23 protein-coding genes and 1 pseudogene are annotated in these 23523 nt (G+C 48.4%); 14 read left to right on the top strand and 10 right to left on the bottom strand.

Features of this window, described 5'->3' with window-relative positions; genetic code table 11:
* Positions 1-91: 91 nt before the first annotated feature.
* Positions 92-859 (top strand): class E sortase, encoded by a 768-nt coding sequence (locus tag UL82_RS09945; RefSeq protein WP_269078401.1) that lies wholly within the window; start codon positions 92-94, stop codon positions 857-859.
* A complete protein-coding gene (locus UL82_RS11245; protein WP_046440792.1) occupies positions 859-1011 on the top strand; it encodes a hypothetical protein in 153 nt (50 codons plus the stop codon). Before UL82_RS09945 ends, UL82_RS11245 begins: the two co-directional genes overlap by 1 nt.
* A 45-nt stretch (positions 1012-1056) precedes the next feature.
* Here UL82_RS11245 and UL82_RS09935 read toward each other — a convergent pair whose 3' ends face one another.
* On the bottom strand, positions 1057-1638 hold the full coding sequence (locus tag UL82_RS09935) for a DUF2020 domain-containing protein (RefSeq protein ID WP_046440790.1): 582 nt from the start codon (positions 1636-1638) through the stop codon (positions 1057-1059).
* Here UL82_RS09935 and UL82_RS09930 point away from each other — a divergent pair.
* Both UL82_RS09930 and UL82_RS09925 read left to right on the top strand, forming a co-directional pair.
* Positions 1637-2959 carry a sensor histidine kinase gene (locus UL82_RS09930; protein WP_126316548.1) on the top strand — a complete coding sequence of 441 codons (1323 nt, stop codon included), beginning with the start codon at positions 1637-1639 and terminating at the stop codon, positions 2957-2959. The genes UL82_RS09935 and UL82_RS09930 overlap by 2 nt on opposite strands.
* A 61-nt stretch (positions 2960-3020) precedes the next feature.
* Positions 3021-3659, top strand: coding sequence for a LuxR C-terminal-related transcriptional regulator (locus UL82_RS09925; RefSeq protein WP_046440788.1), 639 nt, complete (start codon positions 3021-3023; stop codon positions 3657-3659).
* 66 nt (positions 3660-3725) lie between these two features.
* Here UL82_RS09925 and UL82_RS09920 read toward each other — a convergent pair whose 3' ends face one another.
* Complete coding sequence (locus UL82_RS09920; protein ID WP_046440786.1) at positions 3726-4355, bottom strand: DUF6474 family protein; 630 nt, start codon at positions 4353-4355, stop codon at positions 3726-3728.
* Between the two features lie 113 nt (positions 4356-4468).
* Here UL82_RS09920 and UL82_RS09915 point away from each other — a divergent pair, with 113 nt between their 5' ends.
* Both UL82_RS09915 and UL82_RS11505 read left to right on the top strand, forming a co-directional pair.
* On the top strand, positions 4469-5983 hold the full coding sequence (locus UL82_RS09915; RefSeq protein WP_046440784.1) for a TM0106 family RecB-like putative nuclease: 1515 nt from the start codon (positions 4469-4471) through the stop codon (positions 5981-5983).
* 27 nt (positions 5984-6010) lie between these two features.
* Positions 6011-6136, top strand: a pseudogene (locus UL82_RS11505) (replication initiation protein); the annotation flags it as partial.
* Positions 6137-6800: 664 nt separating this feature from the next.
* Here UL82_RS11505 and UL82_RS09900 read toward each other — a convergent pair.
* The 3 genes from UL82_RS09900 to UL82_RS09890 all read right to left on the bottom strand — a co-directional run bounded on the left by UL82_RS09900 (position 6801) and on the right by UL82_RS09890 (position 10682).
* The gene (locus UL82_RS09900; protein WP_046440778.1) at positions 6801-7367 is read right to left on the bottom strand and encodes a hypothetical protein; all 567 of its coding nucleotides are present in this window, start codon (positions 7365-7367) and stop codon (positions 6801-6803) included.
* 709 nt (positions 7368-8076) lie between these two features.
* The gene (locus UL82_RS09895; protein ID WP_052735962.1) at positions 8077-9900 is read right to left on the bottom strand and encodes a cupredoxin domain-containing protein; all 1824 of its coding nucleotides are present in this window, start codon (positions 9898-9900) and stop codon (positions 8077-8079) included.
* A 179-nt stretch (positions 9901-10079) separates the two neighbouring features.
* Entirely contained in the window at positions 10080-10682 is a 603-nt protein-coding gene (locus UL82_RS09890) for a superoxide dismutase (protein ID WP_046440776.1), read from the bottom strand.
* Between the two features lie 422 nt (positions 10683-11104).
* Here UL82_RS09890 and msrA point away from each other — a divergent pair, with 422 nt between their 5' ends.
* Positions 11105-11767: a peptide-methionine (S)-S-oxide reductase MsrA gene (msrA, locus tag UL82_RS09885; RefSeq protein ID WP_046440774.1), complete on the top strand. Its 663-nt coding sequence runs from the start codon at positions 11105-11107 to the stop codon at positions 11765-11767.
* 67 nt (positions 11768-11834) lie between these two features.
* On the opposite strand, the gene UL82_RS09880 is transcribed toward msrA, so the two are convergent.
* Positions 11835-12728: a ribokinase gene (locus UL82_RS09880; protein ID WP_046440772.1), complete on the bottom strand. Its 894-nt coding sequence runs from the start codon at positions 12726-12728 to the stop codon at positions 11835-11837.
* A 364-nt stretch (positions 12729-13092) separates the two neighbouring features.
* On the opposite strand from UL82_RS09880, the gene UL82_RS09875 reads away from it, so the two are divergent.
* Together UL82_RS09875 and UL82_RS10980 are read left to right on the top strand one after the other, a co-directional pair.
* Positions 13093-13395 (top strand): hypothetical protein, encoded by a 303-nt coding sequence (locus UL82_RS09875; protein ID WP_046440770.1) that lies wholly within the window; start codon positions 13093-13095, stop codon positions 13393-13395.
* A 3-nt stretch (positions 13396-13398) separates the two neighbouring features.
* Positions 13399-13614: a hypothetical protein gene (locus UL82_RS10980; RefSeq protein ID WP_236685498.1), complete on the top strand. Its 216-nt coding sequence runs from the start codon at positions 13399-13401 to the stop codon at positions 13612-13614.
* A gap of 137 nt (positions 13615-13751) precedes the next feature.
* Here the strand turns inward: UL82_RS10980 and UL82_RS09870 are convergent, their stop codons facing one another.
* Complete coding sequence (locus UL82_RS09870; protein ID WP_046440768.1) at positions 13752-14765, bottom strand: LacI family DNA-binding transcriptional regulator; 1014 nt, start codon at positions 14763-14765, stop codon at positions 13752-13754.
* A gap of 433 nt (positions 14766-15198) precedes the next feature.
* Here UL82_RS09870 and UL82_RS11565 point away from each other — a divergent pair, with 433 nt between their 5' ends.
* The 5 genes from UL82_RS11565 (at position 15199) to UL82_RS09850 (ending at position 19950) form a co-directional block, all read left to right on the top strand.
* Positions 15199-15324, top strand: coding sequence for a hypothetical protein (locus tag UL82_RS11565; RefSeq protein ID WP_269078400.1), 126 nt, complete (start codon positions 15199-15201; stop codon positions 15322-15324).
* Positions 15302-16255 carry an L-lactate dehydrogenase gene (locus UL82_RS09865; RefSeq protein WP_046440766.1) on the top strand — a complete coding sequence of 318 codons (954 nt, stop codon included), beginning with the start codon at positions 15302-15304 and terminating at the stop codon, positions 16253-16255. The genes UL82_RS11565 and UL82_RS09865 overlap by 23 nt, the downstream gene beginning before the upstream one ends.
* A 243-nt stretch (positions 16256-16498) precedes the next feature.
* Positions 16499-17221 (top strand): glycerophosphodiester phosphodiesterase family protein, encoded by a 723-nt coding sequence (locus UL82_RS09860; protein ID WP_046440764.1) that lies wholly within the window; start codon positions 16499-16501, stop codon positions 17219-17221.
* Positions 17222-17238: 17 nt separating this feature from the next.
* Positions 17239-18153, top strand: coding sequence for a DUF5926 family protein (locus UL82_RS09855; protein ID WP_046440763.1), 915 nt, complete (start codon positions 17239-17241; stop codon positions 18151-18153).
* Between the two features lie 288 nt (positions 18154-18441).
* Positions 18442-19950 carry an alanine/glycine:cation symporter family protein gene (locus tag UL82_RS09850; RefSeq protein WP_046440761.1) on the top strand — a complete coding sequence of 503 codons (1509 nt, stop codon included), beginning with the start codon at positions 18442-18444 and terminating at the stop codon, positions 19948-19950.
* A 12-nt stretch (positions 19951-19962) separates the two neighbouring features.
* Here UL82_RS09850 and UL82_RS09845 read toward each other — a convergent pair whose 3' ends face one another.
* The 3 genes from UL82_RS09845 to UL82_RS09835 form a co-directional block, all read right to left on the bottom strand.
* Complete coding sequence (locus UL82_RS09845; protein WP_232010957.1) at positions 19963-21267, bottom strand: LCP family glycopolymer transferase; 1305 nt, start codon at positions 21265-21267, stop codon at positions 19963-19965.
* Between the two features lie 134 nt (positions 21268-21401).
* Positions 21402-22217, bottom strand: a complete 816-nt coding sequence (locus UL82_RS09840; RefSeq protein WP_046440757.1) for a CPBP family intramembrane glutamic endopeptidase — start codon at positions 22215-22217, stop codon at positions 21402-21404.
* A 68-nt stretch (positions 22218-22285) separates the two neighbouring features.
* Positions 22286-23500: an amidase gene (locus UL82_RS09835; RefSeq protein ID WP_046440756.1), complete on the bottom strand. Its 1215-nt coding sequence runs from the start codon at positions 23498-23500 to the stop codon at positions 22286-22288.
* Positions 23501-23523 lie beyond the last annotated feature (23 nt).

Here is a 23523-nt window from a genome sequence, read left to right as displayed (position 1 = left end):
TTTATGCTACGCGATATGGCGAAGTGCGGCTAACAGACTATGCTTTTCAGAATAGAAAATAAGCAAACTTTTAAGGATTTTAAGGAATAGTGTGACCGAAAAACAACACCGGGTGAGTATCTCTACTGTTCTTGGTGAGCTCATGCTTACCTGCGGCCTGTTACTTTTCCTTTTTGCCTTTTACGAGGCCTATTGGACAAATATTGAGGCTGGTAAAGCTCAGAATATAGTTGCGGGCAAACTTGATGAGCAATGGAAAAACCCACGTCAGAAAATCAATCCAGAACTAGGCGAGGCCTTTGCGCGCATGTATATTCCGCGCTTTGGCTCAGATTTTCAATTCGCCATTGTTGAAGGTACCGAAGACGCCGACTTATTAGCTGGTCCTGGACACTATGTGGGCACCGCACTACCAGGTCAGAAGGGCAATTTTGCGGTTGCTGGACACCGCGTGGGTAAGGGAGCACCCTTTAATGATTTAGGGAATTTAGAAGTCTGCGATGCGGTGGTCGTCGAAACGCAAACTCAGTGGGTTGTTTATCGGGTCTTGCCGATTGGACTCAGCGGCCCTGAGCGTCGTGCTGCGGCAGAGTCGTGCTTGACCCCGCAGCAAGCAGAGAGAGTTGCTGCTGGCGAGTACTCGACTGTCGAAGGACGCCACATTACTCTTCCGGGAGATATTGGAGTTATTGACCCCGTACCAGGGATCAACCTGGCCGAACCAACAGAGGGCTTAGTCACTTTGACCACCTGCCACCCACAATTTTCCAATGCAGAGCGCATGATTGTGCATGCCATGGAAACTGAAGTCATTGCTAAAGATGGGGTCACCCGTCCAGCAGTATTGGAGGAAAACTAATGTACGGATTACTATGGCGCGCACTTCCTGGCCCATGGCTGGTCAAACTCATTATTACCCTGGTGCTACTTACCGCAATATTCTTCCTACTCATGGAAGTTATCTTCCCGTGGGTCTCAGCCATGATGCCTTATAACGACGTTTCGGTATAAGGCCATAAAACTACCCAGGTGTGTAGTGAAGGGGTGTGCAGCCAACTAGTAGCCGAGTCGAGAAATAACTTCCTCTGCAATAAGCTGTGTTTTTAAACTTTGCTGCTGATTACTCCACACCACCACGGCAATAGTATCTTTTTGCACTGCATAGATAGCGCCCTGCTCATTGCCAATGCGCCCGCCTGACCAACCAGCTGGTTGGTCGGCGGGTTCTGTTGTATTAACCGGTGCCGCCCAATCGACAACTGCAATGGCTTCTGCAACAGTATTCATATGGCGCACCAACACTTTTACGTGCGGTTCTTCTGGATAAGACCAGAAAGTACATGCCGGAGTATCGAAGCGATCGTCGATAGTTTGGCCCAGAGTGCGCTGACCATTGGTATCAGAAACCCACGCAGTATCTAGATAGGGGCATTCTTGCCAAGCATTTCTATCGCCAGTATCAGGGAAAGTATCGACGGGAAGATTGTGATCATGAACCTCTAGAGCAGCGCTTTCCGAAACCTGGGCGGCCTGTTCGGACATGCCACTGGCATCGGTTGTAGTTGGGCTAGTACTACAGGCACTAAGCAAGCTAACGATAAGGCTGACACCGAGAAGAGACGGTAATGTACGACGCATGAGTAGTAGCCTAGAACGAGATCGTGAGTTTTCCCAGATTGACCTTCAGATGAGGGCCGGCGATGTAGATACTTATGATTCTCAACCAGGGGCAGCAAGTTTTCGCATTGCTATGAACTTATTAACCGCGGTGCTGCTCATTGTCACCTTGGGAACAATTGTAGGTTTTCCGCGAGCGACTGCAGTTATGGCAGTATGCGTTGCCGCTGCTTTTGGTGCGCTTTACGCCGCCTCTGTGGTACGTAGTAGCGATAGTCTTTGGATGCGGGTATGCCTCCTTATTGCATTAACCGTGGTGTGGTCACTCATGCTGCCCATTATGCCGGTGAGTGTTTACCTTGTTTTCCCACTATTTTTTCTTTACCTGCGAGTACTTCCAGATTACCGGGGCATGATAGCAGTATGTGGTGCTACCGCTATTGCAATTTTTGCCAATTGGAACCATCTGACCATTGGCGCGGTGATGGGACCGGTGGTATCTGCTTTAGTCAGTATTGGTATTCATCTTGCGTTTTTAGCATTGTGGAAAGGTGCCCGCCAGCGTGAAGCACTTATTACCGAACTACTAGAAACCAGAAACCAATTAGCTGAAACTGAACGCGCTGCTGGCATCGCTGCCGAAAGACAGCGCATTGCCCACGAAATTCACGATACGGTTGCCCAGGGACTATCCAGCATTCAGATGCTATTGCGGGTAGCTGAGACTGATATTGCTGCCCTAGATGCTGAAGAGAGCGCAAAAAATGTGCCAATTTCGCGCATTGAACTTGCTCGGCGCACTGCCGCTGATAATTTAAGCGAGGCGCGCGCTATGATTGCCGCCCTACAACCAGCAGCATTGGCAAAAACTAACTTGGAAGGTGCGCTAGAGCGGGTTGCTACGCATATGGTTGGTCCGGACTTTAGCATCGAAGTTGATGGTGAGGAACATCAATTACCGATGCGTACTGAGGCCGCACTCTTGCGTATTGCACAGGGAGCGATGGGTAACGTCGCAAAGCATGCCAATGCCACCTTATGCCATGTGACCTTGAGCTATTCCGATAATGAGGTGCGGTTAGATGTGGTGGATAATGGGCAAGGCTTTGATCCGAATACGATTAAGGATCGTCCAGCAGGCTTGGGACATATCGGTATTTCTGCTATGCGCCAGCGTGCCGAGGAACAAGGCGGTACCTTGGAGGTGGAATCAACTCCTGGAGGCGGCACAGCGGTGAGCGTGGCACTGCCAATTAGTTCTGCTGATGTAGTCGAGACGCCTGTGGTTGATACGCCGCCACTACTGGATTCCTCTTCCAAACAAGGGGATACTAAGTTATAAAGAGTTAGAGAGAAACAAAGGTCTTTATTTCTTTGTCCGATATTCTTCGAAAGGTTCATGAATGATCCGAGTTTTGCTTGCCGACGACCACGAAATTGTTCGGCTGGGTCTGCGCGCGGTTCTCGAAAGCGCTGACGATATCGAAGTAATCGGTGAGGTGGCCACTGCCGAAGCAGCCATTGCCGCAGCGCGTGCAGGTGGCATTGATGTCATCCTTATGGATCTGCGCTTTGGCGCTGGAGTAGAAGGTACCCGATTAGCCACCGGCGCAGATGCCACCCAGGAAATTAAACGCACTATGGAGAAACCACCGCATGTATTGGTGGTAACCAATTACGATACCGATGCCGATATTTTGGGTGCTATTGAGGCTGGTGCACTGGGTTATCTACTAAAAGATGCTCCTCCAGAAGAACTATTAGCGGCAGTACGATCAGCAGCAGAAGGAGATTCCACGCTATCTCCCACAGTTGCTAACCGCCTTATGACCCGGGTACGCACACCACGTACCTCGCTTACCCCACGGGAGCTAGAAGTTTTGAAACTTGTTGCCTCAGGTTCTTCCAATAGAGATATCGGTCAGATTTTGCTGCTTAGTGAAGCAACCGTAAAAAGCCACTTGGTGCATATCTATGACAAATTAGGGGTGCGTTCTCGTACCTCGGCGGTAGCAGCAGCTCGGGAACAAGGCGTTCTTTAAAACCCTATCCGTGATACAGCAAAACCCCAGTTCATTACAACACTGTTGAACTGGGGTTTTATTTAATTAAGCCAGCTTTTCTTGAATTTGCTGGGTGATTTGATCGAGATCTTTAGTAATGCTGCGATGGGCACGAGTTCGTTGATCATTAGTCATATACTCGGAATTATCGACGGCAATAACCAACTCCGTTAGTCTTTCTTCAACATCGCGCTTAAAACCTACCGGAAGAGAGGAGGCCGCCACCGAACTGCGAATACCAGAAATACGTGCCTTTAATGGGCCACCATGGCCAGAAAACTGCGCTAGCTGATCGGTAGAAATACCTAGCTTACGAGCACGCTGAGCACTGACCTGTTCCCGTCCAGCGGTAATCAGGCGATAGATAACCGGTAATAAAAATGGAGCAATTGTACGCAGCGCAGTTGCATAGCGAAGTATCGTGGAAGCATTAAAGCGACCGGCACGCAGTTGCTTTTGCATTTCTTTAGCTTCTTTAACGTTGTACTTATGCTGGCGCTTGGCCGCCTTTGCCTGCGACTTATACAATCGGTTTTCCTGCTGAGCTAAAAGCTTGTCCCGCTTGAGTTCAAGTTTGGCAGCGGTTTTAACTTCTTGGCGGGCACGAGCCTGGGCGGCTTTTACATCGATTTTCTTTTGACGTCGTGCTTTGCGCAGCTTTTTCAGCAGTCCCACGATTGATCCTTTCTCTTGTCGCCGACGATTATGCAGCGCTTTTTATTCTCTGTGCGTCTAGGTGAGGCACAGATTCCACACTACCTGCAAAATCGTAATAGGCTTAGAGCATTGTGGAAACCGAGATGAAATTGTCGCCAAAAGATCTGGTAGGTTGTCGCTACCGGATGGTACAACGACAACGATGGGGAGATATTGCTCCCACCTCCTCGGCGCTAGCGCGAAGTATTCGGCTTGCCGAAGCACAAGACGAGGTTTTTTCGTTGCTTCCCACCCGAGCTAGTCGCGGTGATACCGTACGCTTTTCTCGAATTGATATTGGTGTTGATACTACGGGGGATCTTGCTCATCGCGTAGCAGATGCGGAAGCAGCAGTTTTTGAAACCTGGGAAGCACTCGCTTCCGGGGCAACGCTTATTACTAATCCGATGCTAGAGGTCGCTGATTTTCGATTTAGAGTCGCCGCCCTGGTTCGGCGCGGCGATGGCAACTATATGCCAGTTATTGTCAGTAACCACCGTATTGCTAGGCCGTCGTCACGCAAAGAAATTGCGATGATTCCTACCACCCGGTTGGGTTTGGGGATACAGCATAAGGTTGCTTATGAGATCAAAAGTCATGCACATGATTCCTATACTTTGGCGCTAGCTGCGCGTGCTTTAGCAGAGGTTGGGCTCTCAGCACAGCGTGGTGGGGTGATCGGACAGGATCACCATCGGGTTTTTATTCTGAATACAGATTTACTCCAACATGGGCTAGACCAGGCGTTAAACCAGCCAATTCCTACCCAGGCGCGCCGGGTTAAAGAATGCGGGGGCTGTAAGTTTTGGCAGTATTGCCATGACGAACTAGTAGCTCGTGATGACCTTTCGCTATATCTTTCTGGTGATCGAGCAAACACGTATCGGGATCAAGGAATTAATACGGTACAGGGGCTTATCGACGCTCAACTAGGCACCGCAAGCGTGCTAGCCCAAGCATGGCGCGATGATATCGCGGTACTGCGTCAACCTGATTTTTCCAGGCACGATATCCCGCGTTTCGACGTAGAAATAGACATTGACGTGGAAGCATATCTCGATCAAGGTGCCTATTTATGGGGAACCTTTGATGGTGATGAATACCGAAATTTTGTAATTTGGCATGGCCTAGGGCAAGAAGAAGAGGCAAAGAATTTTGCGCGTTTCTGGGATTGGCTGAGCACACAGCGTCGTCAAGCTAGTGCCAATGGAAAAACGGTAGGTGTATTTTGCTATTCTGCGCATGGGGAAAACCACTGGCTTAGCTTTAGTGCTCGCAGATTTAGCCAATATCCCGGGGTGCCAAGTGAACAAGAAGTGCGAGATTTTATCCAATCTGATTCGTGGATTGATGTGTTTGCACTGGTGAAGCGAAGCCTTGTCGGCCCTGGTGGGTTGGGTTTGAAAGTCGTTGCCCCGGAAGCGGGTTTTTGTTGGGAAGAACAAGATGTCGATGGTGAGGAATCGGTCAACCTGTTTATGCAAGCGCGAGCCGGTGACGAGCACGTGCGCCATCGGCTTTTAAGTTATAACGGTGATGATTGCCGTGCTACCCGAGCAGTGCGCGAGTGGCTTAGCGCCGGGGCGCCGGGGTCGGCAAAGTTATAACGATTGTTTCACTCGGTATAGTCGTTCCAGGGTACCGCGGCATGTGAGGAAACAGCCTTCCGCCATGCTTTGAAGACGAAGCACCGCTTGTGTAGTCAAGGCCAACGCTTGACCGATGTGGCGATTATCGATGCCTACGAGCATGCCGATAACGGTCGCTTAGGCTCTGGCCTTCATCCCACCCTACGGCTTATGCCTTCCAAATCACTCCTACGGCTCCTGGGTGCTCCTCCGAATTGCTGCTTTCCTCAAAACCGGAAAATTCTCGACTTGCCATCGCCCCTACACACGACACAGGATGCGCATGGAATTGTGCCGGCGGTCAGGCATGCGATTGAGCTGGGTATGCAGATGCGACCTAGCAATCCGTTTTTTTCGGACGTTGTCGCGTTGGCAGACATGGCGAAGCCCACGTTCCAACACAAGGTTGGACGTGGACAACTTGGCGGCAGTCAACGCAACGAGCGTTAAGAGAAGCACAAACGTTAGAGATAGTTTTTTCGACGGTTTCCTTTGATTCTTCTGCGGTTCTCAATTGCATTTTGGTTGCTACTTCCCTCCACCTGCGGATATGTACCCGGCAGCGCAAGTGATTAGACCGATGAAGCCGCAGCCGATTGCTGTTGCTTGTGGCAGCGACAGCATTAGCAAAACGCAGGCAACTGCGTAGAAAAGAGTTGCAAAAAAGAACCACCACACTGCGGCTGCAGATTGATCTTTGACCAAAGGGTGATTTATTCTGGTGTTATGCGCGGCCAGCATGGCGGTAGCGCATAGGAGGGTGGCACACACCATTATGAAGATCGGAAACCAGAGACTACCCAAAATTCCTCAGCTTAATAATGGTGGCAAGGACGGCACCTGCGAACTTTACTCGCACCGCTTGGCTGGTGAGTGCTCCTAATATTGGGCCTCCGGCACAGCCGAAGATGGCGCTCATGACCCAATCAGGCGGCGGAATATTCGAATTAGCCTGATGTACCATTTCCTGCAACGCTGAAGGGACGAGACTTGATAATGCCCCTTTGGCGCACCATGCGACTCCTGCAACAGCAAGTGCCGCAACTGCGGGCAACGCTCGAGGCTGTGGTCCAACAACAGTAACGTTCGGGTCAGTGTCGTTAAGTGCAGAAACGATGTCATCATCAATGACCCCATTGGCGATGAGCTCTTCCGCAGCAGCCACTGCTGCATATGGAACAGTAACTGGTTCATTATTAGGTAGGTTTACACAGTCAGCAGGGTCGGTTGCTGCTTTACTTATCTCTTGCGACAAGATTGGGAAATTTGGAGATGCCTGTGCATGTGGAGCCGGAATCATGGACAGTGGAAGTGCTACTGCCAGAATTGAGGAAAGAAAAGCTTTGTGCAATCTGAGATGCATGGTAGTTGCTCCTGTCGTTGCTTTGGGGCTTGCATATCCCGATCGATTGCTCGATCCATCCTGGAGGATGCGGTGGTGTCAGGGCTACTAGGAGTAGCGTGCGCCTCATAATAGAAGTGTGAGTGTGCACTGTCAAGGGTGGAGTTTTTCTAGGGGCCCCTAGAGCCCCAGGAACATCTGACTCGGTTCGTATCAATTTTGAACATACCGAGCGCCTGCACCTTGCACACCCAGCTGTGGAAAGCCTCCGGAGATAGAACGAACCCGGCCGCCCCGTACACAGCGACAAGGCATATGGTCGACGCGTTTGCTCACTCGTGTTGTGCGAGACGAAGCCTCGACGGTGAAGTCGAAGCGGGCAAGTGCCGGAGGGGAAAAGAGCGCTAACGCATCCCGCTCGGAGCCGTCCGCCGGGGCGCGTTAGCGCCTTGGAGAGTGCGTAGTGCAGGAGCTGTTTTGGGATAGGGAAATGCTGATTTTGCGCACTCAATTTTTTGAGCGCGCTGGCATCTTGAAGTCGTTTTAGCCGGATGAACGCTAGTGTTCATCCGACTGACCTTTCGTCTAACCGAGCTAACGTGGGTTAGTTCATGGTGCATTTTCACTAAAGTGCCATGGGGTGTCCGATTGTTACCGTGCTGGTCAATGAGGCGGCGGACGTGCTGACTATCACGAAGATGGGGCGCACTAGACCAGTATGACCCGAAGCTTAGCGCCGGGGCGCCGGGGTCGGCAAAGTTATAACGATTGTTTCACTCGGTATAGCCGGTGAAGTGGTAGGTGTTGCTGAGGTGGTTTCTGCCGTGGTAGCTGTAGGTGTTGGGTTAGCTGTGGTGATTTCTGCTGCGTTAGTAGCGATAATTTTCATCTCCATTCCCTGTGCTCGGTGTCCGGCAATGGTGCACCAGGCGAGTTGGTCATTTTCGATAATTCCAGCATTGATTTTCACGCGCTTTCCAGGCAGTACCCGGCCGGATTGAACACTATTTTCAAAGCGAATATCGTGGGCTTTTGTATCATCATTAATCAAGACCACATGGAGTTCATTACCTTGGGGTACTTGGACTTCGTCGGGAAGAAAATGCGTACCCTGAGCGGTGATTTCCAAGGTGGTAATTTTATCTGCTGCGGCGGTAGGAAGAGCTGGCGATGAAGCACGAGAGTTATGATGAAGACCGCCGGCACAAGCGATAATAAACGCGAGGATAGCAATGGCTGCGTTGATCTGATTCCACTTTGGTTTATCTGGTACTGGGCGTGCTTCGTGTTGACGACGAATAACACCTAGTTGGTTGCGCACGGCAATTGGGGTAAGCACTAGGAATATCGCTAGCGAACCTAAACATAATAGAGAAGTAACGATGCGCAACAGAGAATGCTCGGTATAAAGCCAGATGCATAATCCCACGTTGAGCATGGTTGATCGGAAAAGCCCAGCGGTGTCATAGATCAGCATTCCGGTACGCACTGCCTGTGGTCCGCCACCAATATTGGAAGGCAAAAGATAGCTCATGACCCCGATGAGTAATTGTCCGGCAAAACCGATTAGCAGTGCCATGGTGGGAAGAGTGATATCAATAATTGTGTCCGTCTGGAGTGCTCGAACCCCTAGGGTGCCTAGTGCTCCAATGAGCCATAGCGGTGCCATTGCTACTGAAACAGCGGCAAAGGTGATCCGGTCGCGTGGGTTGCTCAGTACAGTGATAACGCAGCGATACCAGTTATATGTGGCGTCAATAATTCCGGCGATGTATAAGAAAATTCCGGCAGCGAGCAAGGTAGGTTCGTCGATAAGCGCACCGCTGGTAGCGATGATAAGCCCTAGCATCATCAGTGCGAGAACTATGGAATTGTGCTCGATTTTTGCTTGGGTACGCCAGATTGCCGGGAAAAGTAACATAAGCGTACCCATGGAAGCTAACCCAACGAAACCGCCAATATTAAGAATTAGGTGCGCTAAAAGTACGCGTTCTTGCCACGGTGAAGAAAGTTCTGCGGACATGAGTCCACCGCCTAGCGCGCCGATGGGAAGACACGCTGCACTGCACACATAGGCCAGCACACTTGCTTCATAGCGTTGTCCGCGTTTGGCTTGCAGTAATTGGCGGGCAACATAATAGGCATGGAAAGTAAGTGAGGCGCCCACAATAAAAGCACCGGTGCAGGTGATCCACCAATGCCAGGTAACTATTTCTTTGAGCGCTTGACCAGTAATGACAGCAATGATGCCGAAATTAAGAATCCAGAAGCGACGCAGCTGCCAGATGCGGGTATGTTCAGCGAGCGGGGCATGAAGAAACTTCTCGGTGAAATGTTGGCTCCACAGCATAATCGAGTTTGTGAGAATGCCAAGGGTGAAAATATGGATGAGTATCCACCGATAATCGGGTAGTCGCCAATGGAAAAGGCTAACTAAAACTAAGGTCATCATCCAATAGGTGACCGGTTTTGAGGCTTTACGATGCCACGCATGACGTTGAAGGCGAGTTGGGCGAGCGCTGGTGTCTTGGGCATCGAAAGTGCTGGGAGTCATGCTTTTATACGATAATGTTCGCTTTGTTTTAGCGCTAGTATCGTGGAGTTTTTCACGCAGTATGCGTGAGTATGTTTTTCGACGCCGCTAAGAACGCGATAAAAATATAGAGACGCTAAATATAAAAATTTCCCCCGCCATGGTTAAGCGGGGGAAGTGAAGCAAAAGGATTACAAGGATTACTTGGTGGCAGCTTCGTAGCGTGCGGCCACATCATCCCAGTTGAAGACATTCCAGACGGCTTCAACATAATCAGCCTTGACATTCTTGTACTGAAGGTAGAAGGCATGCTCCCACATATCAAGCATGAGCAGTGGGACGATATGTGTCGCAACATTGCCCTGCTGATCGGTAAGCTGCTGGATTACTAGAGTCTTGCCTATGTTGTCATAGCCAAGTACTGCCCAACCAGAGCCTTGCAGGCCAAGAGCGGCAGCGCAGAAGTGATCCTTGAACTGCGCAAAAGAGCCAAAATCACGGGTGATTGCCTCGGCAAGTGCGCCGGTTGGCTCACCGCCGCCCTGTGGGGAAAGGTTCTTCCAGAAAATCGAGTGGTTTGCGTGTCCACCTAGGTTAAAGGCTAGATCTTTAGATAAAGCGGTAACGACGGATGCGATTTCACCGTTTTCCCGAGCAGCGCGTAGTTTCTCTAGGGTTGCGTTAGCACCATTGACATAATTCTGGTGGTGCTTTGAGTGGTGGAGTTCCATGATCTCAGCTGCGATATGTGGTTCCAGTGCATCATATGCATAGTCCAACTCTGGCAGTTCGTACTTAGTCATGTGCATTCCTCTCGTTGTCGGTATGCCCAGTTAATCATGCTGGCTAGTGTATGGGTGTCGTTAGGCTGCATGAGAAGTGGTGGCGGTTGCGGACTGGTATGTGCTTTATGCGCCATAATCCACGTTCTAAGGGCGAGTCTATATGTTAAATACGACACCTCTATGATAGGACAAACTATAAATTTGGCAACATTTGTATGTTTTAATCTTATTAATTTACCCCTGGATAGGTCACTGTACTGCTGTTTTTTAAAACACCCTGGTTAAAAATTTTTTGAAAATAAGAACGTTGTGGGAATAACCCATTACCGCAGCGGTTGATAAAAACATACGCTATCGTGGCTAACCTGCTTTATAGGCACGAAAGGTTAGTGATACGCGTGTGGTAAAGAACGTGGCCTCAAGCGATAAGGAGAAAACTCATGGGATGGATGTTCGGCCCAGCACCGCGACTATTAGCGCCGGAGAAAGCCCTAGCAGGTGGAAATCATCCAGTATTACCGCACCCACGCGCGCATATGGTGTTAGGAACCCCTATTACCGGCCCATGGGAAGAAGGACAGGCGGTTGTTTATATCGGAATCGGTTGTTTTTGGGGTGCCGAGAAAATGTTCTGGGAGACCAAAGGCGTTGTGTCTACCTCGGTTGGTTACGCCGGTGGAGTGACAAAAAATCCTACCTACCGGGAAGTATGTACGGGACGCACGAACCATACTGAGGTTGTGGAAGTTGTTTTTGATCCAAATGTGATTACCCTAGAGGAAATCGTCGTTAAGGCCTTGGAAGCACATGATCCAACCCAGGGGTTCCGACAAGGAAATGATGTGGGCACTCAATATCGTTCCGCATTTTATACCGCCACTGAGCAGGATGCGCGCCGGGTACAAGCCGTGGTCGATCATTATGCACCCCGGTTGCAAGAAGCCGGTTTTGGTCCCATGACTACTGAGGTTGCTGCACTGAGCGAAACGGTTTCCGGACAGTATTATCTTGCCGAGGATGAGCACCAGCAGTATTTACATAAGAATCCTGGTGGTTATTGCCCGCATCACTCCACCGGAGTTGCTTGCGGTTTGCCGCAATAATTAGTGCACCTACTGCATAGCTAAGCCGGCCGCAGGCAATATTTTGCGGCTGGCTTATGGCTTGATATTAGCTGGGAAGGACGTCTGTGGCCTGCGGATAAGAATCCTGTGCGCCCTCTCCGGTAGCGGCAAAAGCACCCACTCGAGCGGCAAAGGTAGCTGCTTCGTCGATAGTCAGTCCTTCATCGAGCTTTGCGACGAAAGCCCCAGTAAACGCATCACCAGCGCCGGTGGTATCAACCGCAGTAACTACCGGGGTCGGGATAAAACGGAAGCCTTGACTATCGGCAACAGCTGCTCCTTGTGCGCCAAGGGTAAGAACGACGGAATGAAAACCAGCAGAAAGTAACGCAGTGCATAAGTCCTCTGGTTTTTCGGATGGGCAATGAACTCCGAGCTGGTTAAGTATCAGGCCAGCTTCATGCTCGTTAGCGATAATTGGATCAGCCTGCAGTAATGCATCGCGATCTACATCAATAACCGGGGCTAGGTTTACCACGACTCGATGCGTGCTTAATTTGATGGCTTCGGCAAAGCCAGAAGCTGGGATTTCACCTTGTAGCAGCACAATATCGGCGTTTTTAATCACTTCAGTATGCTGAGCGACGGCCTGATCGGTCATCGTAGAATTTGCCCCAGGAATAACAATAATCGAGTTTTCACCAGCATTATCGACGGTAATAATGGCTAGTCCGGTGGGTTGTTGCACCTCGACGACATGGCTGAGATCAACGCCAGCTGCCCGAAGGTTTTTTGTTGCTGGTTGTACGTAAGCATCATTTCCGACCGCGCCAACTAAGCTCACCTGTGCACCAAGTAGCGAGGCAGCGACAGCCTGGTTGGCACCTTTGCCGCCAGCGGAGATATATCCGCCAGATCCTAAGAGGGTTTCGCCGGGGTGCGGATGACGTTCAACCTGTGCTTTAAGGTCAGCGTTAATGGAACCAATCACTGTAATCATCTACTTTGTTCCGCCCTTTCGTGTTCTATTTCTGTTAGCTATGCGGGGTATATGCCTATTAGGTTATGGTGGAGAAATAAAAGTAAGTACTGAAGTTTATCCCGGTTAAGTGAACTAGCCGGTGTGTTAATACTTGGTTTGGCAATCACCGTTAGTGAGCTTTCCTTCTAATTTTTTAATGGGAAGAAAGCGAACGTCGAGCGAAGTCCACCTATTCGACGTTTTTTATCTTTAGTAATCAGTATAAAGACATTTCGATCAGGTAGCTCCATTTTAGGCAGCACTAAATTGTGTACGTGTTTAAAATCCTCGTTCGCTTTGTTGTGTTTTTCTGGTTTATCGGGTGACGTGCCAAGTCATATAAATGAGAGTGCAACAAAATTACCTCCCTATATATTTGATTGAGAAGCTAGTACGCGGTGCTCTCATTGAGATAGGGGAAAATATTTCAATATTTATTTTTGCTTGCGGTACTAAGCCTGACGTTGGTTATAGTTGGTTTGATGGGTATGACTGTTCAGGCCACAGAGCTGGCACACCCTTTTTCTTTTTAGGCTCAACAATGAGAAAAGCTCACATATTCAAGTATTTCGATGGAACTATGGTGACTGGTGTCGCAGCGGTTGCAACCTCGGGAATTATTGGTGCTACTGGAACGAAGTATTAGCTGATGGTTAGACAAAAACGAGAACAATTGAGTAGACCTCAGATTATTTCTGCGAGTGCGACTTTGCTTGCTACTGGTGTTACCTGGACTGTTGTAATCCTTTACCGAATGAATGTGAAATCCATAGATGGTGAATGGGGAAATGTGGTACTGGCTTCTTTGGGGCTAGGCTTTGTTTTTCTGCCTTATGTGCCGGCGTCAAGCAGCAGAGGAGATTAGTTTCTTTCGTGGTTTTAGGTATATTGGCGAGTCTTTTCTTGCTGATTGCATTGGCGTATTATTCGCATGCTCTTTAAGTAGTACGATTTTCATCGTTAGTTGGGCTACGTAGTGCAGTACTGACTAGGCCGCAGATTTTAACCCTGCACTGGGATTGTTTCGCCAATTTCTAGCGTGGTGGGGGTTAAGATTCGTGACTCGGAAATTACTAAGCCATTAATGAGCTCCATGATGAGTTTAACTGCTTGTTTGGACATAGTTTCAACGTCTTGGCTAATAACGGTTAATGGCCTGGGTTGAATACTAAAGATGAGGAAATTATCGAATCCGACAAGCGCAATTTCTTCACCTGGGATCATTCCTAGCTGGTAAAAAGCGCGAATAGCACCGGCAGTACTTATAGAATCGCCGGCAATAATGCTTTTAGCGCCTTTTTTAATAAGTTCTTCGGCTCCATTCTCGCCGGAAGCAAGATCAAAGATATCGTAGATAATAAGATCATCGCTGATCTGGGCTTTTTTGGCGGCATGTTGAAATGCCTTGGTACGCTGCTGGCTCGTGGAGGTGTTTTGTACTCCGGTAAGAAAACCAATCGGGGTGCATTGTGCGTCGATAAGCCTATGTACGGCTTCGGTTATAGCGGGGGTGGAATCTGAGACGACACTTGGGATAGTGCTGTCTTTGATTTCGCGGTCGATACAAACAATAGGAATATGTTGCTCAACAACAGCTGTTAAGGCTTCTTGGCTGTCATTGTGTGGAACAATGATCATTCCGTCGACTTGCTGGGCAATGAATGCATTAATTGCTTCGTTGAGTTGGTTCGGATTTTCGTTGGTAATCGAGATGATGGTGATAAAGCCAGCTTGACGACCCAAATTCTGAATAGTGGTTGCCATCTGTCCGAAATAAGGATTTTGTAGGTTCGGTAGGGCTACTCCGATCGTGTTGGTCCGAGAATTTTTTAGTGCACGAGCCTGCGCATTTGGTCGATATTTAAGTTTGGCCGCGGCTTCTTGAACCTGCCTGCGGGTACTCTCGGCGATAATTGGATTATTAGATAGCGCACGCGAAGCCGTAGATATTGATACACCAGCAGCATGAGCAACATCCTTGAGGGTTGCTTTTCTACGGATAGGGAAGTGCGTCATGAATTTTCTTTCTAAGTTGTGGTCTTGTGCAGTGCTGGCTTAATAATTTGGTTTCCAAATGGAAGGTTGCCGTGCTGTAGGTAGACATAGTGAATGTGCGCCCGAGGGGTACGCACATTGTGGGGGATTTCCATAGATATCTTGCTTAATCTATGTGATAGAGAGCACTTAGATAGATATTTGCTATGAAAATCGTAACCGTCGATTATTATACGGGTTACATATGGTTGGTATTGCCATTAAGGGGGATTAGACGATTTTAATAGGACTTTCACAGCCAACTTTATAAAACCGACTTTATAAAATTTTTCTCACGCCAGCTATGGCAGATGAGCATTACTTTTATGAAGATCTAATTATTAGTTTTGCTACATTATGTGGAAAATATCTCAATTCGGATTCAAACGGGCGCAAACACACAAAATCGGTCATAATGATTGAGAAGGCGTCGAGTGCAGAACTCATGATTGTCTCGACGCAGGCATTGAAATGCAGCTATAGCAAGTTATGCCGGGCTGGTCGGCAGGAAGGTAATCATGAAGAAAAACGTCGGAAATAAAGTCGTCCTTATTGGTGCTGGTGACGTCGGAGTTGCTTACGCTTATGCTTTGGTAAACCAGGGCACTGCAGACCACCTAGCCATTATTGATATCGATGAAAAGAAGCTAGAAGGCAACGTTAAAGACCTTAACCATGGTGTTGTCTGGTCCGGACATCGCACCACCGTTACCAAGGGAAGCTATGCCGATTGCGCTGATGCATCGATGGTTGTGATCTGTGCCGGTGCTGCTCAGAAGCCAGGCGAGACGCGCTTGCAACTGGTGGGTAAGAATATGGGCATTATGAAATCCATCGTCGATGAGGTCATGGCTAATGGTTTCGACGGAATTTTCCTTATTGCATCCAACCCAGTAGATATTCTTACCTACGCAGTATGGCAGTACTCCGGCTTGGACTGGCACCGTGTTATTGGATCCGGCACCGTTTTGGATTCGGCACGCTTCCGCTATATGCTCGGCGAGCGCTACCAAGTGAATCCATCTTCGATTCACGCTTATATTATCGGTGAGCACGGCGATACTGAGCTACCAGTGCTGTCCTCAGCGACCATTGCTGGTGTGTCTATGCGCAAGCAGTTGGAGAAGAACCCAGGCCTGGAAGCAGAACTAGAGAAGATCTTCGAAGAAACCCGCGACGCCGCTTACAACATTATTGAGGCCAAGGGATCAACTTCCTACGGTATCGGCATGGGGCTTGCTCGCATTACAAAAGCGGTTTTGCATAATCAGGATGTTGCTTTGCCATGCTCCGCATTGTTGGAAGGACAATATGGCCAGGAAAACATTTACATTGGTACCCCAGCTGTGATTAATGGTGGTGGAATCGAGCGCGTTGTTGAACTTGAACTTACCGATCATGAGCGGGAGCGTTTCACCCACTCAGCTGATACCTTGCGCTCAATCCAGGAAGAATTCTTCCCAGCTAAGTAAAATATGGGTTAAGTTCAAGGCTTAGTCTGGTATAGCTTTGGGCTGTTATAACTTTGGTGCGACTAGTCGTTAATAACGATTTTCATGTGCAGCAGCATTGATTTCACGATCATGCTGCTGCATTTTTTGTCTGTAGGGGTGTGGTGTAGTTGTAGCTGGGTGCGTTATGAGTGGAAAATGAGAACAGCAGATTCAAACACAGATTAAAACATATCGCGCTAGGCGAAATATAAAGGGGAACTGATGGAGATTATCGCGCATCGGGGTTTTAATGGGCGCTTTCCAGAAATGAGCGAGTTGGCTTATGAAAAATCCCTGGAACTACCTATTCATGGCGTCGAGTGCGATGTGCGGCTAAGTAAAAATGGCGAACTAGTTTGTGTCCATGATGCACATTTCTTAAGGGTAGCAGGTGATCCACGACGAGTTTCTACCTTGACTATGTCCGAAATCCGGCACATTCCGATTGAGTTTGAGGGACTGACAAGTTATTCAGTCTCACTTGATGACCTGCTTGATCTGGTGTTACCCACTGGTAAACACCTCTATATTGAAACAAAACACCCAGTCGCTGAGGGACGCATGGTAGAAGAAGCTGTTGCGCTGTGCTTAGAGCGGCATGGTTTGCTTCACGACGAGCGCATTCACCTGATTTCTTTTTCCCATTTAGCTATGCGACGGGCGCGAAAACTTATGCCGGATATAGATCGCTACTATCTTCGCCGTGATTGGGAACAACGAGTAAATCCACGCGATATACAACTGAGCAGGCCAACTGGACTGGGACTATCTGTAGAACGTGCCCGTCGGCACGTAGAATTAGTAGGTGCGCAGGGACTAAAAACCTACGTGTGGACGGCTAATACAATCGAGGAGCTACATTTCTGCTATACCGCAGGAGTAGATTATGTAGCCACGGATTTTCCTGATCGTGGACTCGAGGTAGTTGCTAGCCTTTCTTTATGATGCGGTAGATTAATTGCATGGCTAAGAAGAAAAAGAAGAACGAACAGCTGCCTGAGGGCATGAGCCGTCGTCAGGCAAAACTTGCTGCACGCGCTGCAGAGCGAGCTGCTTTAGAGCGAGATCCGCGCCCATATGGTGAGTTTTCCTTTGAAACGGAACTCATTGCGATGCAGGAATTCGTTCCTTCTGCATTAGCAAAAGTTGAAGTAAAAGACATTGACCGCGAGGTCTTTTTAGTAACTGTGCTTCCCGGTGGTGCAGCAGCAGTTGTTCGTGAAGAATCTGCAGGTGGGGAAGCCTTGGTAGCGTTGCAAACGCGTAATCGCACTCATAATCCTGGCCGTGATTTGGCATATGCATTGAATTGGGTAAAAACTGCGAAACCAGGTGACACACTCGAGGTTGGTATTGCTGATGGTAGCCAGCCGGCGCTTTCCGATGTGCTGGTAGCTAAGCAGGATTTTGAAGTTGTCAGCCATGATGATTTCAATTGGTGGATTCCAGAAGGCACCGCTTTGAATCCCATGCATGCCCAGGCGGTACAAGCTGCCAATGATTCCATTATTCCTTCGCGCAAGATTGATAGTGCAGTTGCTGGCTCGGTGTACTGGGTTTGCCCTGGTGATAAAGCCCATATTCGCTGGGTACGAGATGAAGCCGAAGAGAAGCTACTGCGAGCATTGGCACGTATTGCTGCACGCGGTGAGCTGAAACTGGGTGAAGAAACCAAGTTCGCTGGTGCATTCCGGGCACATGGGGTTACCGTTCCAGTGTGGGATCTCGATCCGCAGCGTGCGTTTGATAGCTACAGCGATGATCTTCTGGCATTGGATAAGAAGATTAATGCTGAGTTGGATAATGAGGAACCATTAACGACCCAAGAACGTAAGCAATTAGAAAATATTAAATCTCGTCAGGTAACTATTCGCTAGTTACTCGGATAGAGCGCGGCGAGCGCTATGAGATTTTTACCTCGACTAAACAGGTTTGTTCTGTTTTATAGTCGAGGTTTTTCTTTTTTGAATAACTAGCAAGTGAAGTAGGAGATATATACAGACGGTTCTGGGGAGCATTATTCGGTTTCTATCATGCAATAGGCTTATAGTGTGGGGACAGAAAACTGCTCTTGTACTCGGTAATAAGGCGCTACGTCTTTTTATCCGGCGGTTTTATACAACACGGTAGGGCAGAAATAATTTTTATGAGATATGGAGGGCACTATGGTTGGTTTTTTGGATACTCTAGGTTCCCTCATTTGGTCACCAGCGCTTATTTTCTTGTGTCTAGGTGCAGGGTTGTATTTCACTGTTGTGACTGGGTTCTTACAAATCCGATGTTTGCCAGATATGCTGCGTCAATTGCGAAATGGCGATAAGTCGGAAAATGGCATTTCTTCTTTTCAAGCATTAATGTTGGCACTAGCTGGACGTGTGGGAGTAGGCAATATTGCTGGTGTCGCTACAGCTATTGCTTTTGGTGGTCCCGGAGCAGTGTTCTGGATGTGGGTTGTTGCTGGTTTGGGAGCTGCAACTAGTTTTATTGAGTGCACTCTGGCGCAGATATACAAAGAACATGATCGTGATAGCGGTGAGTATCGAGGTGGGCCAGCCTTCTATATCGAAAAAGCATATCAGCACACTAAGGCTGCTCCAGTGATGGTGATTTACGCGGTAGTTTTTGCTATTGCCATGATTATTGCTACCAGTTACTTTCTTCCGGGAATTCAAGCGAACGGAATTGCAGCAGCGCTGAGTAACGCCTGGGGTGTAGATACCCGGATCACAGCACTATGTATTGCGGTGGTGCTATTGACGATTATTATCGGCGGTATTAAACGTATTGCTACCTTCGCCGAATATATCGTTCCATTTATGGCCGGTGTATATATCTTGATTTCGGTCGTAGTTATGCTGCTTCATTTTAACCAAATCGACGATGTGTTCTTATTAATCTTCCGTTCAGCATTTAACCTTGAATCTACTTTTGCCGGATTACTAGGTGCTGCAATCATGTGGGGAGTCAAGCGTGGCATTTACTCCAATGAGGCAGGACAAGGAACTGGTCCTCACCATGGCGCAGCTGCAGAGGTATCCCATCCTGCACAACAAGGTTTTGTCCAAGCTTTTTCGGTATACGTAGATACGCTTTTTGTGTGCTCGGCAACAGCATTCATCATTATCTCTACCGATATGTATAAAGTTTTTTCTGGAGAAACGGAGGCTGGTGCAGTTATCTACTCGGGTTCTTTAGCCGATGGAATAGCGGTGGGACCAGGGTTTGTTCAGGCCGGACTTGACTCTTTAATCTCCGGGGTAGGAGCAAGCTTTGTTGCTATTGCCATTGCTTTCTTTGCTTTTACCACGATCCTGGCTTACTACTATCTTGCCGAGGTCAATGCAGCCTATCTCAATCGGTGGGTAAAAAATAAGACAGCCCGACGGGCAATTATTTGGCTTTTACGGACAGTGGTAGTTCTTTCAGTAGTTATTGGCGCGATTACTACTCCAGGTACTGCGTGGGCGCTAGGTGATATTGGTGCCGGGACAACCGCATGGCTTAATATCATCGCCATTTTGATTATCCAGACACCAGCATTAAAAACCTTCCGCGATTATCAACGCCAACGCAAACAAGGACAAGAGCCAGTTTTTGATCCAGAGCGTCTGGGAATCAAAAACGCTGATTTTTGGGTGGAGCGTAATCGACAGAAAACACATCAAACCCTATAAAAAGGGCTAATACTAACTTAACCCCTGGAAGAGAGCTTGGGCGGCAGGTTCATCCCACAGCACCACATTTCCGACATCATAATCGGCAAAGCCGGCATAAGGAACGGTCTCAGTGGTCAGGCCGCCGCGCATAGCTAAAGCAACCCGCAGTAGATGCCAAATATGGTCTTTTTCGTCTACCGTAAAACTATTAGCAACCGTATTAATCGTGGGAATAATACGGAAAGGATTAGCTAGCGTGCCAGTTGAAGTGAGCTTAGCAACTAATGCAGCAAAGAATTCACGCTGACGTTGTACTCGATCAAGATCGCCTAGCGCAGTAGCTCGGGTACGCACATATCCTAGTGCAGTGGGACCATCAACAGTTTGGCAACCTGCTTGAATATTGAGGTTAGCTAGTGGATCATTAATCGGTTCTGCAGGACAAATCTCAATTCCACCGATTGCATCGACAGTGTGTGCAAGTCCACCCATGCCGATCTCTGCATAATGATCAATGCGTAACCCAGTAGCTTCTTCTACAGTTTGCATTAAGAGTGGTGCACCACCAAAAGTAAAGGCAGCATTGATCTTATTCATGCCGTAACCTGGGATATTCACATAAGAATCTCGCGGTAAAGAAATAAGCGTTGCTTCGCCAGCTTTACTCAGATGCAGCACCATAATGGTATCGGTTCGCATAGAACCGAGATCCCCACCGGTACCTAAAATCTGGACTTCCTCCTCGCTTAACCCCGCACGAGAATCTGAACCTACTAAAAGCCAGTTGGTTCCGGCAGTATTAGCTACCTGGGTAGCTGGTTTAGCGGAAGTGCGATTAAGTTTTGAATCAAGCCAGAAGGTTGTCGCAAGTGATAGCACCACAATTATTGCTAGCAACCAGGTAAAAATTGATAAGCAGCCGGAGGCGCGGAAATTCTTTTTCTTTCGACGAGGCTGAGCAGGTGCAGCATAGGCATTATGCGGTAATACTTTTTGTCTAGATTGTGGTGCAGCTGGGCTAGCATAGCTGCTGCGGCTGCGCTGCTGTGTCGGAGGAATATACTGACGCGGTTGTTGTGCAGGACGTGATTGTTGACTAACGCGAGGTTGCTGTGCAGCAAAGCCGTCGAAACGCGTTGGCTGACTATTGTACCTAGTGGGAGGCGGATCATTATGCTGCACCTGATGCGGTGGCTGAGTACGTTGCCCATTGCGTCGGGGTGGGCGCTGAGTCGTGGGGCGTCGCCTGACAGGACGTCCAAAACGATCAAGGATCGGTTTTCCGTCGGCACCGAGGACGTACTCATCCCGAAAAGATGGTTGCTCTGTACCCACCGCGTTCCTCCCGGTCATTGCGAAAAAAGTTAATGAAAAATTAATACTGTTACCAGTGTTACCTTACCCTGCTTGGGAATTAAAACACATTAATATATCCCGCTCAGCAGCGTGAGACGTGTATGTAGATGGGATTAAATCCCAAGGAAACTGAGATTTCCATCTAAGAGCGCATAACCGATAAAAGCGACAACATCGATAGCTAAATGCCCAATAATAAGTGGCCAGATGCGTCCTGTTTTATAGAAGAAGAAGCCAAAGATTAATCCCATAATGAGATTTCCCAAACCGGCAGATGCCCCCTGATAAAGATGATAGGAACCACGCAGAATAGCGGAGTACATAATAGCTACCGGCACAGAATTACCCAGTTGACGCAGCCGGGTAATAAACCACATAACGACTACTACTTCTTCGGCAAAAGCATTAGCAGCAGACCATAATAAAATGACTGGAATTTCCCACCATAAATGATCAAAAGTGGTTGGAATTACTTGCTTTGACCAACCAAATTTTATTGCTGCGACATATAACAACAATCCGGGGAAGCCAATAAGCGCAGCTAATGCGCCTCCCTGCAGGAGATCTTTAGCTGCAAAAAAGCGAAGAATTGGTGCCAGCAAGTGATGCGAAGATTCTTCTTTGCTCACAGAGTTTTTTGTTGTGAATAAAAGTGGTGCGGACAGCAAATAAAGTGCTAAGAATCCCCAACCAAAAAGTACTGCTGCACTGGATAATTGCAAGGCAAGATCAATCCACGAATGATCTGCTTGGGAAGTAGTAATAGCAACCGATTGCTCATTGATTGGTTGTGGCGATAGCAAGGCATCGATGAGTCGGAAGAGGCTGCGCAACCCAGAAATGCCAAAAGTAATGGTCAAAACAATTGCTATTTCGCACAGCAGTCGATTCCGTGTTGAACCAGGAGGGAAGAGAAAAGTAGAAGACATAATGTTTGATAGTCGAAAATAAGGCTTAAGTTTAATAAAAAATAATAACCTTATTAATCGCAGTACTGTTATGTGTTGCGTGAGGGGGTGAGTAATTGCTGTGCTAGTCCAAAAAGCTCGGCACCACTAACTCGCAAACTGCCTAAATGCACGCTGATTGGGTAGCCATTAGTAGTAGGCAGCGGAAGCGAAAGTGCTGCTCCACCAGACATATTGAACATAGTTGCCCATGGTGTCCATTGAGTTTGAGCATAAAAATCTTCTTCGGGGGCGAGTTGAGAAAAATAGCCTAGTGGTGGGGGAGTAAAGGCAAGCGTAGGAGTAAGCACAACATCGCATTCCCACGCGCTGAGTAACTGCTTTTTAACGCTCATAAATTCAGTTATTGCCTCATTACGACGGGATTCGCTAATACTATGTCCACGCTCACGTAACCAGTGCACCAGGGGTGATGCTTCACCAGTGATCTGAGTAGAACGCAAACATAAAATATCTTTAAAAGCTTCAATAGGCTGGTTGCCGTAGGGGCGCGATAGGGTAGCCACGCTGTGCCCATATGCGGAAAGTTTACTTGCTGCTTGATCTACAGCAGCTAACATGGACTCTTCTACAGTCACTTCTGCATGAACGGGTTGAGTAAGTACACCAATTTTTAGTGTTCGTTTGCGTGGTGTGATTCGGGAGAGAAAAGCAGCATCATCTAGCGTGGCAGTAAGAAAGCCTTGCGAAACTGGAACTGCTTGGTAGGTGTTATGTGCTGGTTTAAACCCAATAAGACCAGTACAGGCGGCAGGAATACGGATCGATCCGCCACCGTCGGAACCGTGAGCAGCGCGAACAAATCCACGCGCAACAGCGACCGCAGCCCCACCAGAACTACCACCCGGCGTACACCCCGGTAACAATGGATTGACTGGGTGAGCTAAACCGACCGGTTCGGTATAGGCACTCAGTCCAAATTCAGGAGCCAAAGTTTTTGCGCCAATGATTGCACCTCGGGCAATGTAGTTTTGAATAAATTTTTCGGTGTCTATTGCCTGATATGTGCGTTGCACATTACCAAGAGTCGTGGGATAGCCAGCAACATCTGAGAGATCTTTCGCTGGAATGATCCAGCCTAATAAGTCCTGCTGAGGCCGTGATTGTGCAAATGCTTTGTCAGCCTCTTCGTGCGCAGCTGCCGCATCAAAGTACGCGAATCCGTGAATACTGGCATCATTGTTAGCAACAATATCAGCGAGGGCATCGATTCGACTGTGAAGCATAGTAAGCGCATCGGACATGAAATAAGCGTACCGCTAAGCTA

The sequence above is a fragment of the Corynebacterium kutscheri genome (assembly GCF_000980835.1).
Classification (GTDB): domain Bacteria; phylum Actinomycetota; class Actinomycetes; order Mycobacteriales; family Mycobacteriaceae; genus Corynebacterium; species Corynebacterium kutscheri.
The sequence above is the reverse complement of the archived record's forward strand: the minus strand, read 5'-3'. Positions and strand labels throughout refer to the sequence as shown.